The organism is Brachybacterium sp. UNK5269, from assembly GCF_049266655.1.
Lineage (GTDB): Bacteria > Actinomycetota > Actinomycetes > Actinomycetales > Dermabacteraceae > Brachybacterium.
The window spans coordinates 533,779-546,849 of sequence record NZ_CP184883.1; the positions used below are offsets into that span (position 1 = coordinate 533,779).

Here is a 13,071-nt window from a genome sequence, read left to right on the forward strand (position 1 = left end):
GGTCAGCCCTGGACGAGCTGGTCGATCTCGTCGGCCGCCGTCTGCAGCGCGCCCTCGACGGGCTCCGTGCCGAAGATGACGGCGGCGGAGTACTGCTCACGGAACGTCTGCCACACCTCGATGGAGTTGGGGACGTTGGGGACGTCGACCACCCGCTCCGCCTGCGCGGCGAACACCTCGAAGGCGGGGTTGGCCTCGAAGTAGTCGGGGAAGGCCTCCAGCAGTCCGGCCCGCAGGGGCATCTGCCCGGTGGCCTCGAGGAAGGCCCCATCCTGCTCCTGGGAGGTGGCGAACTTCAGGAAGTCCCAGGCGGTGGCCTGGTTCTGCGAGGTGGTGAACATCGAGACGTTCTTGGAGTCGGCGAAGGTCTTCACCGTGGCGGGATCGGAGCCGTCCTGCGTGGGCACCGGCATGAAGCCGACCGGGAAGGCGTCCTTGTAGGACGAGATCGCCCAGGGGCCGGCGCTCTGCATCGCGGTCTTCGCGGTGGCCATCGCGTCATCGGTCGACGCCTCCTTCGGGGCCAGTCCCTCGGAGTAGATCGTGGCCCAGAACTCCGCGACGGCCACGCCGTCGTCGGAGGCGAAGGTGGAGGCGCCGTCCTCGACCAGCTGCGTGCCGTCGGTCTGGGCGATGTACAGCGGGTAGAAGTCGAACCAGGGCTGGAAGAACTCGTTGGTGGGCGAGGGCCAGATGGCGGCCGGCGCCGCCCCGGAGTCGACGATCTTCCGGGCCCCCTCGAGGAAGGTCTCGAAGCTGTTCATCCCGGGGTTCTCCGGATCGATCCCGGCGGCGGTGAACAGGTCCTTGTTGAACATGATCATCACCGGGTTCGACTTCCACGGCAGCAGGTAGTACTTGCCCTCGGCGTCCGCGTAGCCCTGGGCGACCTCCGCGCCGGTGCGCTCCTCGATGTAGCTCGCGCCGTCCTCGAAGGTGGCCAGGTCGATCAGGCCCCCTGGGTGGCCCAGCCCGGGGCGGCGGCGGTGGAGATGTTGAAGACCAGGTCCGGGGTGGTGCCGGCGGTGATCGCGGCGGTGATCGCCTCCTCGGAGCTCTGCCCGGCGGGAATCTCCTGGGCGGTGACCTGCTCGTCGGGATGCTCGGCGTTCCAGGCCTCGACGGCGGCCTGGCCCCAGGCGACCTCCTGCTCGTTGTTGGACAGCCAGATGGTGATGGGGCCGCGAGCCTCCTGGGCCTCGCCACCGCCCCCGCCTCCGCCGTCGTTGCCGCAGGCCGTGAGGGCGGCGGCGGTCAGCGGGGCGGCGAGGGCGCCGGCGGCGAAGGTGCGTCGGGAGATGTTCATCGGTGAACTCCTTCGAAGGGGGTGGTGGTCAGGGCCGCGGCGGCGGGGCGATGCTGCCGCGGGGAACGACGGTGGTGTGGTCGGCCAGCACGACGCCGGGATCCTCCCCGGCGAGGGCGGCCAGCAGGGTGGTCACGGCGAGCTCGCCGCGCTGGACGGCGCCGGTGGTGACGGTGGTCAGGCCCGGGGAGAGATGGGCGGAAAGCTCACTGTCGTCGTAGCCGGAGATCGAGAGATCCTCGGGCACCCGCAGGGCGCGGCTGCGGGCGAGGGACAGGCCCGCGATCGCCATCATGTCGTTGGCGTAGAGGATCGCGGTGGGCGGCTGCGGCAGGTCCAGCAGCCGGGCGGTGGCCGCGCGGCCGGAGGAGGCGGTGAAATCGCCCTCGGCGACCAGCGAGTCGTCCAGGCCGCGCTCCCGCATGGCGGCTGCGAAGGCCTCCCGGCGGATCCGGCCATGGATGTACTGGGCGGGGCCGGCGACGTGCGCGATGCGGGTGTGCCCGGCCTCGGCCATCAGGCGCACGAGCTCGGTGATGGCGGGGGAGTCGTCGGAGTAGACGGTGGGCAGATCGGCGGTCTCGCCGCGCATCGGCCGGTGGGCGCTGAGCACCACGGCGGGCAGGCCCAGACGGCGCACGAGGGCGAAGCGGGGGTCCTCGACCTGGACGTCCAGCAGGATCACCCCGTCGGCCCGGCCCGCGGCGAGGCGCTCGTAGACCAGCTGTTCGGCCTCGGGGGAGGTGACGGCGTGGAGCATGAGGCCCATGTCGTGCTCGGCCAGCACCCGCTCGCAGCCGGAGATGAACTTCGAGAAGAAGGCATCGGTGGCCAGCACCTCCGGGTCACGGGCGACCACCAGGCCGATCGCGCCGGTGCGGGAGGTGGCCAGAGCCCGGGCGCGGTGGCTCGCGGTCCACTGCAGCTCCTCAGCGGCGTCGAAGATCCGCCGACGGGTCTCCTCGGAGACGGGACGCTTGCCCGAGTAGGCGAGGGACACGGTGCCCTTGGAGACGCCGGCGCGGGCGGCGACATCGCCGATGGTGACCCTGCTGGGTGCGCTCACCGACGGCCTCCTCGTCATGGGCGGTTCGCGGTGTGCGCGGCGGGCCGAGGCCTTGCGCAAACCGGTTTGATGAGTCACTATCAAACCGGTTTGATACGTGGGTGTCAAGCCCTCCGGATCCGCCCCGGATCACGGCCGCGCACCGTTCCCCACCGTGGAGGCCACCGTGCTGACCCGACGTACCCTGCTCCGCTCCACCGTCCTCGCCGCCGCCGCTGCTCCGGCCGCGACCGCTGTCGCCGCCCCCGCGCCCCAGCATGGGAGAGGCGGGAAGAAGCGCCTGACGAACCTCGCCCACCTGCGGTTCCTGCTCGCCGAGGTGCCTCTGCCCGAGATCGAGGGACACTCCACCTTCGACGCCGCGAACCCGGTGGGCCTCGCGCCGTGGACCTACGCCGACCGCGCCGAGGACGGCACCTTCACCCCCGTGGGCGGCGGTGACCTCGATACCGCCACCGGCCACTGGAGCCAGGGCGCCTACAACGCGGACGACATCTCCCGCGCCGCGATCGTGTTCCTGCGCGCCCACGCCGCCTTCGGCCGGGCCGAGGACCTCACCACCGCCCGCGATCTGCTGCGCACCCAGGCCTACCTCCAGACGGACTCCGGCGAGTTCGCCGGCAACGTGGTGCTGTGGCAGCAGAGCGACGGCACGCTCAACCGCAGCGCCATCCCCATCGAACTGCCCGATCCCTCCGACTCCGATGAGTCTTACTGGCTGGCCCGCACCGTGTGGGCCTTCGGCGAGGGGATCGCCGGCTTCGCGGACACCGACCCGGACTTCACCGCCTTCCTGCGCGACCGGCTCCACCTGGCCCTCGATGCGCTAGAGCGCGCCTCGCTGGGCCGCTACGGCCAGTGGGAGGTGGCCGACGGGGTCCCCGTGCCGGGCTGGCTGATCGCCGGCGGCGCCGACGCCACCGGCGAGGCCGTGCTGGGCCTGGTCGCCTGCCTGCAGGCCTTCCCGGACGACGCGCGGGTCGCGGAGGCGCTCGCGCGCTACGCGGAGGGGATCGAGGCGATGGCCTCCGGCGGCGTGGGCATCTGGCCCTTCGGCGCGATCCTGCCCTGGACCGGGTCGCAGAGTTTCTGGCATGCCTGGGGCGGGCTCGCCCCGGCCGCGCTCGCCGCCGCCTCCACCGTGACCGGTCGCGGGCTGGATGCCGCGGTCGGCGATGTCGGCGTGTTCACCCCGCAGCTGCTCACCTCCGGCGGCCCCTTCAATGCCTGGTCCCCGGTGCCGGGGGAGGCGCAGATCGCCTACGGCGTCCAGAGCCGCGTCGAGTCCCTGCTGCGCACGGCCGACGCCACCGGCGGGCAGGGCCTGCGTGAGCTCGCCGCCCTCGCTGCCGGCTGGTTCTTCGGCGCCAACCCCGCCGGGGAACAGGTCTACGACCCGGCAACTGGCGTCACCGTCGACGGCATCGAGACCGACGGCCGCATCAACCGCAACTCCGGCGCCGAGTCCACGATCCATGCGCTGCTGACGATGATCGCGCTGGATCAGGACAAGAAGCTCGCCCGCACCGCGCAGAGCCTCACCGCGACCCCGGAGTACCGGGGGATGCAGTGGCTGCCCGCCGAGGAGGCACAGCTGGGGGGCGGGGCGCAGGTGGTCACCCCGGAGAGCGCCTGGACCGGGGAGTCGAACTGGCGGGGCGCGTACGTGCTGGCTGAGGCGGGCGGGACGGTGCGGTTCGAGCTCGGCGAGGAGGCGCTTGCCGCAGTCGCTGCGGGTGGCGCGACCGCGCATCCTGTGTTCCACCGGCTCGCCGAGGACGCGGGCACGGCGACGTGGACGGCGATCTCCGCGCGAGGACGTCGCACCGAGCTCGGCACGCTGGAGCTGGGCGGGGTGGGTGAGCGTGGCGTGACCGAGTGGGACGGGGTGCTGAAGCCGGTGCGGCTCGAGGTGCCCTTGCCCGCTCGAACGGTGGCGCTGGAGGTGGTATCGGAGGGCCGACTCGAGCTCGACGAGGTGATGCTGCTGCCGACGGTGACCTTAGCGGTGTTCCCGGTGGACAAGGGAGCTCATGTGACGCTTCTTTTGGCGTCCGCCGAGGCGGAGGTCCGCGTCAGGCGGGGTGGGTCCGGGACGGTGTATCGAGCCGACGGGACGACGGCAGGGCCGATCAACCGCGGGCGCAGGACGCTGAAGCCGGGGAGGTTCGTGGTGGCGCAGGGGTGATGGTGGAGGCGTCGCTCAGGCGTCCTTGAGCATCCACACGCGCCGCAGCGGCACACGCTCGATGATCTCCTCGGGCAGGCTCTCGTAGTTGCGGAGGAAGGCCTCGACGATGTCGGTCGAGTCCCAGACCTTTACCCGGAAGCGCTGATGCTTCACGGCGTCACGGGCGGGCTTGGACAGTCCTGCCCAGGTGGCCAGCAGTCCGTAGTCGGCGCCGTGCGTGTGCACGAGACCGTTCAGCTGGGCGACTACCTCCGAGCCGATCTGGGGAGTTTTCACCTGGACGATCAGTTTGGGTGACTCCAGACCGAGTAGGCCGCGGCCGGCGGTGATGTCGATGCCGCCATCGGCGCCGGGCGGGGCTTCGTCGGCTTCGAAGCCTTCGGCGCGGAGAAGCGCTGCCACGAGATGCGCGAACGAGTGGCCGGAGAACTCCTCGGCGATCCGCGTGGTGATCTGGTCGCGGGCGATGACGTCGATGTCCGGCTGCGACTCGGGCTCATCGACCACATCCGGTTGGCCGTTGGTCCGCTGCGGAGACGGAGCCGGTCGGTGGGGAGTGTGGAGCCCGGTGGACCCGACGTCCTCGCCCGTCGCCAGGACGTGTTCGAGTCGGTCGACCGCGTTGTGACGGCTCGGCGAGAAGATGGTCAGCGCGCTGCCGAGTGTGTACAGGAGGTCCTGCTTGATCGCGGACCGAGGAACTTGACGGACCCACTCGACCCCGACGACGTGCCGATATCCGGGCTCGTTGTCGGCAAGGTACGTGTACGGGGAGGTGACGCGTCCGAGGGCGATCTCCCGGGTGGTCTTCATCGGCATCGCCATCAGGTCACCGACCGCGATCCTGCCGCGCAGCGCCCAGAGCTGGGACGTGGAGTTCGTTCGAGCGCCGGGGGATTCCTGCGCGTAGGTGTCCTCGACGATCGCCTCGATGTCTTCGCGGGAGTGCGCGTCCGTGAGGTCGGGGACCTCGCGCCAGCCTCCCCCGGAGTAGCCGTTCTCGATCGCCCAATCGTCGCGCTCGCCGTAGCGTCCGGAGCGGATGACCCATGCCGTCTTCATCATATGAGGACTGTACCGACCGATCATGGTGCGACCTCGGCCAGGTCCTGTAGCGACCCGCGCTGGTCACGCGCATGGCTCTGAATCGCGGTCGGCTCCGTGGAGCAGGGCGGTTGTGAGCGACCGGGACGGGACGCTGACAGAGCCGCTGGTCGGCAGGTGGCGGTCAGATGCCGCGGGCCGTGAGCCAGCTGTAGCCGTCGGCGACGACCTGGAACGGGTCCAGTGAGGTCCGATCGAGTTCGACGAGGGCCCACTCGAGCTGATCGGGCAGAGCGGGGAGCGCTCCTTCGAGATCTGCGCCGCCGAATCCCAGCGGCACCTGATCTGCGAGCGGATCCTCGGCCAGCCCCGGCCCGTCCTTGAAATGCACGAGCCGTACGCGATCGCCGAGCCGGTTAAGCAGTTGCGGCAGGTCCTGGCCGGCGGTGTGTGCCCAGTAGAGGTCCAGCTCCACGACGATCTCGGGAGCCAGTGACTCGATGAAGCGGTCATAACCGTGGGTTCCGTCCGGAAGCCGCGGCCAGTCCCACCAGTGGTTGTGGTATCCGATCCGAACTCCGTGCTGTGCTGCTCTCTCGGCGAGGAGACGGAAGTGCTCGGCGAAGCGCTGTATCCCGCTCACCGAAGCGAGGACATCACGGCCGTACCCGAGGACATGCTCGGGAATGCTGGCAAGAGCGATGGGAACGCCGACAATCGCGAGCTCTTCGAGGAGCCAATCCATCTCCGAAGGCAGCGGGAACTTCGTGTGCGCGGAGCTCACGGACAGGTCGGCCCGCTCGATGCCGCGCCTGAGCAGCTTGGCGTTCGTGAGCCGCTCCCCGCGATACAGCGACGGGTCGCCGAGCCCGAAGGGCTCGACCCCCGTGAAGCCGATATCTGCGACCCTCTCGAGCGTGCGGTCGGGCTCGCTCGCAAGCTCCTCCCGCACGGCGTACAGGGCGAGTCCTTTGGCGGACATGGTGGTCCTCTCTCCGGCCAGTAGTCTACTTACCTTAGTTCAGTAAGTATGGTGTTCGAGTTGGTGTGAAGCAAGGGAGAATCCGATGAATGCAGTCAGCGCACCCGAGGAGCACGACGTGACCCCACTGCGGCACCGCACGGCGACCGAGACAGCGATGGCTGTCCTGGACCTCGTTCGCCGGCGATCCCCCATCTCCCGCGTCGAGCTCGCCCATGCCACGGGCCTCACCGAGACGTCGATCTCCAAGACTGTGCGCCGCCTGCTCGAGTCGGGGCTCGTCGAGGAGGCGGGTCAGGACTCCTCGGGCCGAGGGAAGTCTCGTACGATGCTGCGGCTGGCTCCGTCGGCAATGTATGCCGTCGGCATCGTGTTGGACGACACGCGGGTCCAATGCGTGCTCACCGACTTCGCGGGCACGCTCCTCGCCTCTCGTGAGCTGCCGGGCACCCGCGGCGCCCTCCCCCACGTCGTGACCGAGCGCGTGGCGAAGGCAGTCCTGCAGATGATCGCCGGCGCAGGGCTCGCCACCTCGGATGTCGCTGGTGCATGCCTGGCGAGCCCGGGGCGCTTCGACGAGGAGAAGAAGCAGCTGCGCATGTCGGTCCAGGCCTCCGATTGGGAGGACTACGACGCCCAGGAGGAATTCACCGCGCTCACCTCGATCCCCGCTCGGCTCGAGAAGGACTACGGCTGCGCGGCGCTCGCCGAGCACTGGGTAGCCCGGGACACCCCCTCGGATTTCATCACGGTGTACCTGGCCAACGGCATCGGTGCCGGCATCATGATCGACGGCGAGCTGTACGGCGGCACCTCCTCGAACGCGGGGGAGATAGGGCACATCTCTCTCGATCCGGCAGGGCCCGAGTGTGCCTGTGGTGGTCGGGGATGCCTCGAGCGCATCGCGTCTCCTCATTATCTCGTCGCGGCGGCGGTCGCTGATGCTCCACTCGCCATGCGGCTTGAGCTCTCGGGGGCACGCGATGCCATCCGCACCGACTTCGAGCGGATCGCCTTCGCTGCGACGCGTGGGGACAAGGGCGCCGCCCAGCTCGTCAGCAGGGCGGCGGAGCATCTCGCCCAAGCCGTGGTCGGCCTCGCCAATACCTTGGACCCCAAGGAGGTCGTCCTCGCGGGTCCCGCGCTCGAGCTGGTGGGCAACATCTACGCCTCGACGATCCAGGAGGCGTTGGCGTCCCGCTTCTTCATGCGACCTGTCCACGAAGTGACTGTGCGCCTCTCAGGTCTGGGTCTCGACGGCGCCGCCCTCGGCGCCGCCATCTCTGTGCTGCGCACGGAGGCCCACGCGCTCTGACGGGCAGATCGGAGGGGCTCCGCGCAAAGTCGCGGCGTCCTCGAGGCTCCCTATCGCGGCGAACGTCCGGGGATGACGCTCTCGCGGACAACCTCCAGAACTGCTTCCCGGTGCCGCTGAAGGCTTGACAGCACTACTTACTCAGGTTTAGAAAGGTATGCACCAGGTCCGCCGTTGCCTCGGCGGCCAGTTCAATGAGGAGCTTCACCATGGGCACGTCAACTTTCTCGAGCATTCCCCGGCGCACTGCACTGAAGTACGGCGCCACCACAACCGCTGCCGTTGCCGCCGCAGCCGGCCTCGCGGCCTGCGGAGGCAGCGGCGGCGGCAGCGGTCAGACAGAAGTTCGCATGTGGTCGTGGTACAACGAGCAGCAGGAGGTGCTCCCTCGTGTCATCGCCGAGTTCGAGGAGAAGAATCCCTCCATCACAGTGACGAACCGTCTCTTCGGAAGCCCCGATCAATACCTGCCGGCCCTCCAGGCCGCAGTCTCGGGTGGCGATCTCCCGGAGATCTTCGCGCCGCACACGAGGGCCCTCGAGTACGGGAAGAACGGGATCAGCCTCGACATCAAGGCCGCCCTCGGCGCGGACTTCACCGACCAGTTCTTCGACTCGGCCAACAACCAGTACACGTTGGACGGTGCGCAGTACGGCATCGGATGGATGGCTCAGACTTTCGGGATCTTCTACAACCCCGCACTGCTCGAGGCCGCGGGGGTCGAGGGTGAGCCGGAGACCTGGGACGATCTGATCGCCGCTGCAGAGCTGCTCCAGAGCTCAGGTGTCGCGCCCCTGGCGGCATCCTTCAACCCCGGCACGAGCGGGCTCGACTTCTTCCTGCCCCTGATCACCCAGGTCACGGACGACCCCACCTGGTACCTCAGCCTCGACCAGGGCGAAGAGGGCTTCGCCTACACGTCTCCCGAGGTCGTGGAGGCGCTCCAGCTCTTCGAGAAGATCGTCCAGGGAAACGTGTTCCAGGACGGCGCCGGCGCGACTCAGGGGCCGGAGGCAACGCAGATGTTCTACACCAGTCTGTCCGCCATGCTCTTCAGCGGATCGTGGACGCCGCAGGGCCTCGGGCAGGACGCCGACCCTGAGTTCGTGAAGTCATACAAGGTCATGAAGACTCCCGCGATCAGCAGCGGTCAGCGGCACTGGACCGCCAATCAGGCCGGTGCTGGGTGGGCTGTGACCTCGGATGAGAAGAAGCAGGACGCCACATTGGAGTTCCTCCAGTTCCTGTACTCCGACGAGCAGTACTCGAAGCTCATGAACGAATCCGATTCCATGCCCGCTACGAAGGCGGCTGCGGAGAAGATCGAGAACCCGATCATGAAGCAGATGACCTCTTGGCTCCTTGACGGCGACGGGTGCCCGCACATCCCCTTCGGGCCGGGATCGTCCGAGGCCGGAGGCCCGCTCTCGAACATCCTGAACGGCTCCGGCGCCCCCGAGCAGGTCGCTCAAGAGATGCAGGAGGCGGTCGAGAACGCACGAGGTGCCTCCTCATGACCTCCACCGCGATGCGCTCACGGGCAGCAGCGCCGACCGCGCCAGTTGCTCGTCGCCGACGCGGCGTTCCCCGGATCCGCCGCAAGGAGATGTTAGCGGGGTACCTCTTCGTCATCCCCACGCTCGCCCTCTTCGCGCTCTTCGTCGGCTACCCGATCCTCAGAACCTTCGTCCTGAGTGTGAGCGAATGGAGCGGCCTCGGGGACGCTCGATTCGTCGGGCTCGCCAACTATCTCCGCGCGGCGGAGGACCCGGTCGCACAGCGCGCCCTCCTGCTCACCGTCGTCTGGGCGCTGGCGACGACTGCTCTGCAGACCGCCATCCCCCTGGTGATCGCCGCGATGGTGGCGACAGTGCCGCGTCCCATCTCGGTGCTCGTCCGCACCGCGCTGTTCATGCCGGGCATCGTCTCCTTCGTCGTCTCCGGCGTACTGTGGCGCCTCATCTACGATCCGAACTTCGGAACCCTGAACGCCGCCATTCAGAGGCTCGGATTCGAGGGCTTCAACCACCCGTGGCTCGGCTCGGCTAACTCCGCCATCCCGGCACTGCTGGTTGTGGCTGTCTGGCAAGGAGTCGGCATGAGCATGCTGATCTTCTTCGCCGGGATCCAGGGCATCGACCCGGGGCTCAACGAGGCCGCAATGATGGACGGCGCAGGTGCCCTCCAGCGGTTCCGCCACGTCACGCTGCCGAGCCTGCGCTTCGTCACTGCGATCGTCCTCGCGCTGAATCTGATGAACGGCTTCAAGGTGTTCGACCTGATCTACGTCATGACTGGTGGCGGGCCCAACAACAGCACGCAGGTGCTCGGCACCTATCTGTACGGTCTCGCCTTCGGCTCCACATCGGGATCGGTGCCCCAGCTCGGATACGCCTCCGCGCTCTCGGTCGTCGTGATGGCGCTGTGCACGGTGGCCGTGCTCTTCCAGATGCGCCTGAGCACAAGGGCGTCCCGATGAGCACGACCACCACCTCGATGAAAACTCGAGCCCGGGTGAACGCGACAGTCACCAGCGCCATCCTGCTGCTCATCAGCGTCGCCACGGTCTACCCGTTCGTCTGGATGATCCTCACGTCGGTCAGAGAGTCCAACTCCGTGTTCGGCGGCGGGTTCCTGCCGGAGAGCATCACGTTCGATGCGTACGGAAGAGTCCTGGAGTTCACCGGCTTCGTGGGCCACTACTGGAACTCGATCTGGATGACGATCGTGACCTGCGCAGTCGTGCTCGTGCTGTCGACCTTGTGCGGATACGCGTTCGCGAAGCTCCGATTTCCCTTCAAGAACCTCCTCTACATCATCCTGCTGTCAACGCTGATGATGCCGGGGACGGCCCTGATCATCCCGGTCTATCTGCAGCTGCGGTCCTTCGGGTTGCTGGACAGCCAGATGGGACTGATCATCGTGTACGCCTCAGGGGCCGCACCGTTCTCCATGTTCCTGATGCGGGCCTTCTTCGAGACCTTGCCGGACGAGCTCGTCCACGCCGCGCGGGTGGACGGCGCCGGCGAGCTGAAGGTGTTCCTCAGCGTGGTGCTGCCGCTGGCGCGACCCGGAATCGCGACGGTTGTCATCTTCCAGTTCCTCTCCACCTGGAACGAGTTCCTGATGGCCAACACCGTCCTGCAGACGCCAGACAAGCTGCCCCTGCAGCCGGTCCTCTTCTCCCTGCAAGGCCAGTACTCCACCGACTGGACCACGCTCAGTGCGGGCCTGACCCTGTCCGCGATCCCCGTGATCCTCGTCTACGTGTTCCTACAGAAACAGTTCGTCGCCGGCATGACGCTCGGCGCCGTGAAGAGTTGAGAAAGAGAATCCATGAGCATTGAATCGATCCGCATCAACGTCCGGGACGTCGCGGTCTCCCGCGCCTTCTATACGAAGCATCTCGCAGCCGAGGTGATGGAGGAGGACCATGAGCATGCGCTGCTGGACCTGGTAACCGCGACGATCCGCTTGCAACGGGTGGACGGGTCCGTCGCCTCGACCTGGCACAAGGACGACCTCCACCGCGGCTTCCGTCATATCGGCTTCAAGGTGGCCGATACCGACTCGCTCTTCGCCGGCATCGAGGCCGATGGCGTACCCATCCACCTCGCACCGCTCAATGCTGAAGGGGGTGTGCGCATTGCCTTCTTCTACGATCCGGACGGCACCCTTCTGGAGTTCGTCCAGGGAGACCTGCAGTACCACGCCGTCGCTGACCAGGAGCTCGTCGACGCCGAGTATGCGCTGGGCGTTCCTGAACGACCGCGGTTCGACCATGTCGCGGAGACGGTGGCGGACTTCGCAGCGACGCAGGCCTTCTACGCGCCCCTCGGGTTCCGCCACCATGGAAGCCTCGACCAGCCCTCTGATCCACGGGGCTTCCGGATCCGCTTCCTCACGCAAGGGAACACGGTGCTCGAACTCTTTGCCTACGACGTGGAGACGACGCCGACGTCACCCGCCCCCGGGGCCTTGGGGTTCGACAGTGTGGTGCTCAGCGGGGCAGATGCCTGGCCGCCTCACGGGGCAGCTCACCACGAGGATCAGGTGCTCGATCCGGACGGAGTCGTGCTGAGCAACGGCACCGGAAGAGGGGCCGCGTGATCCCACGTCCGGGTGGGCCCGGTTGGATGCGGTCGCTGGGGCGCACCGAACTACAGGTCTCTGCGATCTGCGCCGGAGGCGGCGTGCTCGGGTCGGTGCCACAGATCTTCGGGTACGAGGTGCCCGAAGACGATGCGAGCGCCATGCTCTCGTCGCTCTTCGAGTCGCCCATCTCCTTCCTCGACACCTCGAACGGGTACTCGGGTGGTGAGAGCGAGAGACGAATCGGCGCTGCCCTCCAGGCTCGGGGAGGCGCACCTGAGGGTTTCGTCATCGCCACCAAGGCCGACGGGCGCAACGGCGACTTCTCCGGGCGTCGGGTGCTCGCTTCGATCGAGGAATCCGCCGAGAGATTGGGTATGGACGATTTTCCGGTGCTGTACCTCCACGACCCTGAGTACTACCCGGAGGTGGACTTCTTTGGTCCGGGCGGTGCCGTGGAGGCGATGGTCGAGGCCCGCAAGACGGGGAAGGCGGATCACCTCGGGATCGCGACGGGGAGCATCGAGCTGGCACACCGTTTCCTGGATACCGGCGAATTCGAGGTGCTCCTCATGCACTCGAGGTACACGCTGATCGATCGCAGCGCGGATGAGCTGTACGACCGAGCTTTCTCCGAAGGCGTCGGCATCGTCAACGGAGCGGTACTCGGCGCCGGTGTGCTCTCCCGGCCACAGCAAGATCACGCGCTGTACGGCTACCTGCCGCTCAAGCCCGGAGTGCTCGAGGTGGCTCGGCGTATGGAGGAGGAGACCACGGCGGAAGGCATCCCGCTCGCAACACTCGCCATCCAGTTCTCGTTGCGGGATCCGCGCGTCGCGTCGACGGCCATCGGGTTCAGCAAGAAGGAGAGGATCCCGCAAACTCTTGAGGCGCTGGCTACGGAGGTGCCGCAACGCTTGTGGGAACGGATCGAGGAGCTCGTGCCTCCGACGGAGCTCTGGTTGCACTGACTATCCAGACTCGCGGGGTCACGTACCGGTTGGCGAGCTGAACCAGAGCAACATGACCTCCTTCGGTGCAGCCATATCAGTGAGTTCATGGGCGGACGGGCGCT

At 67.9% G+C, this 13,071-nt stretch carries 12 protein-coding genes and 1 pseudogene; 8 read left to right on the top strand and 5 right to left on the bottom strand.

Annotated elements, in window-relative coordinates; genetic code table 11:
* Window positions 1–2: 2 nt before the first annotated feature.
* From ACOJUI_RS02425 to ACOJUI_RS02435, 3 genes are read right to left on the bottom strand one after another with little or no spacing between them, the layout of a single operon-like run.
* Entirely contained in the window at window positions 3–971 is a 969-nt protein-coding gene (locus tag ACOJUI_RS02425; RefSeq protein WP_422117597.1) for an extracellular solute-binding protein, read from the bottom strand.
* A complete protein-coding gene (locus ACOJUI_RS02430) occupies window positions 950–1,306 on the bottom strand; it encodes an extracellular solute-binding protein (protein WP_422116521.1) in 357 nt (118 codons plus the stop codon). The genes ACOJUI_RS02425 and ACOJUI_RS02430 overlap by 22 nt, the downstream gene beginning before the upstream one ends.
* 28 nt (window positions 1,307–1,334) lie before the next feature.
* Window positions 1,335–2,372, bottom strand: a complete 1,038-nt coding sequence (locus ACOJUI_RS02435; RefSeq protein ID WP_422116522.1) for a LacI family DNA-binding transcriptional regulator — start codon at window positions 2,370–2,372, stop codon at window positions 1,335–1,337.
* Window positions 2,373–2,538: 166 nt separating this feature from the next.
* Between ACOJUI_RS02435 and ACOJUI_RS02440 the strand changes: the two genes are divergently transcribed.
* A complete protein-coding gene (locus tag ACOJUI_RS02440; RefSeq protein ID WP_422116523.1) occupies window positions 2,539–4,560 on the top strand; it encodes a hypothetical protein in 2,022 nt (673 codons plus the stop codon).
* 15 nt (window positions 4,561–4,575) lie between these two features.
* Here ACOJUI_RS02440 and ACOJUI_RS02445 read toward each other — a convergent pair whose 3' ends face one another.
* Complete coding sequence (locus ACOJUI_RS02445; protein WP_422116524.1) at window positions 4,576–5,628, bottom strand: restriction endonuclease; 1,053 nt, start codon at window positions 5,626–5,628, stop codon at window positions 4,576–4,578.
* Window positions 5,629–5,791: 163 nt separating this feature from the next.
* Window positions 5,792–6,589, bottom strand: coding sequence for a sugar phosphate isomerase/epimerase family protein (locus ACOJUI_RS02450; protein ID WP_422116525.1), 798 nt, complete (start codon window positions 6,587–6,589; stop codon window positions 5,792–5,794).
* Between the two features lie 157 nt (window positions 6,590–6,746).
* Between ACOJUI_RS02450 and ACOJUI_RS02455 the strand changes: the two are divergent.
* The 7 genes and pseudogenes from ACOJUI_RS02455 to ACOJUI_RS02485 form a co-directional block, all read left to right on the top strand.
* Window positions 6,747–6,815, top strand: a pseudogene (locus ACOJUI_RS02455) (hypothetical protein); the annotation flags it as partial.
* A 102-nt stretch (window positions 6,816–6,917) separates the two neighbouring features.
* Window positions 6,918–7,904, top strand: a complete 987-nt coding sequence (locus ACOJUI_RS02460; RefSeq protein WP_422117598.1) for an ROK family protein — start codon at window positions 6,918–6,920, stop codon at window positions 7,902–7,904.
* A 209-nt stretch (window positions 7,905–8,113) separates the two neighbouring features.
* The gene (locus ACOJUI_RS02465; protein WP_422116526.1) at window positions 8,114–9,421 is read left to right on the top strand and encodes an ABC transporter substrate-binding protein; all 1,308 of its coding nucleotides are present in this window, start codon (window positions 8,114–8,116) and stop codon (window positions 9,419–9,421) included.
* On the top strand, window positions 9,418–10,383 hold the full coding sequence (locus ACOJUI_RS02470) for a carbohydrate ABC transporter permease (RefSeq protein WP_422116527.1): 966 nt from the start codon (window positions 9,418–9,420) through the stop codon (window positions 10,381–10,383). Before ACOJUI_RS02465 ends, ACOJUI_RS02470 begins: the two co-directional genes overlap by 4 nt.
* On the top strand, window positions 10,380–11,228 hold the full coding sequence (locus ACOJUI_RS02475; protein ID WP_422116528.1) for a carbohydrate ABC transporter permease: 849 nt from the start codon (window positions 10,380–10,382) through the stop codon (window positions 11,226–11,228). The genes ACOJUI_RS02470 and ACOJUI_RS02475 overlap by 4 nt, the downstream gene beginning before the upstream one ends.
* 12 nt (window positions 11,229–11,240) lie before the next feature.
* Window positions 11,241–12,014, top strand: coding sequence for a VOC family protein (locus ACOJUI_RS02480; RefSeq protein WP_422116529.1), 774 nt, complete (start codon window positions 11,241–11,243; stop codon window positions 12,012–12,014).
* Between the two features lie 83 nt (window positions 12,015–12,097).
* Window positions 12,098–12,967, top strand: a complete 870-nt coding sequence (locus ACOJUI_RS02485) for an aldo/keto reductase (RefSeq protein WP_422116530.1) — start codon at window positions 12,098–12,100, stop codon at window positions 12,965–12,967.
* Window positions 12,968–13,071 lie beyond the last annotated feature (104 nt).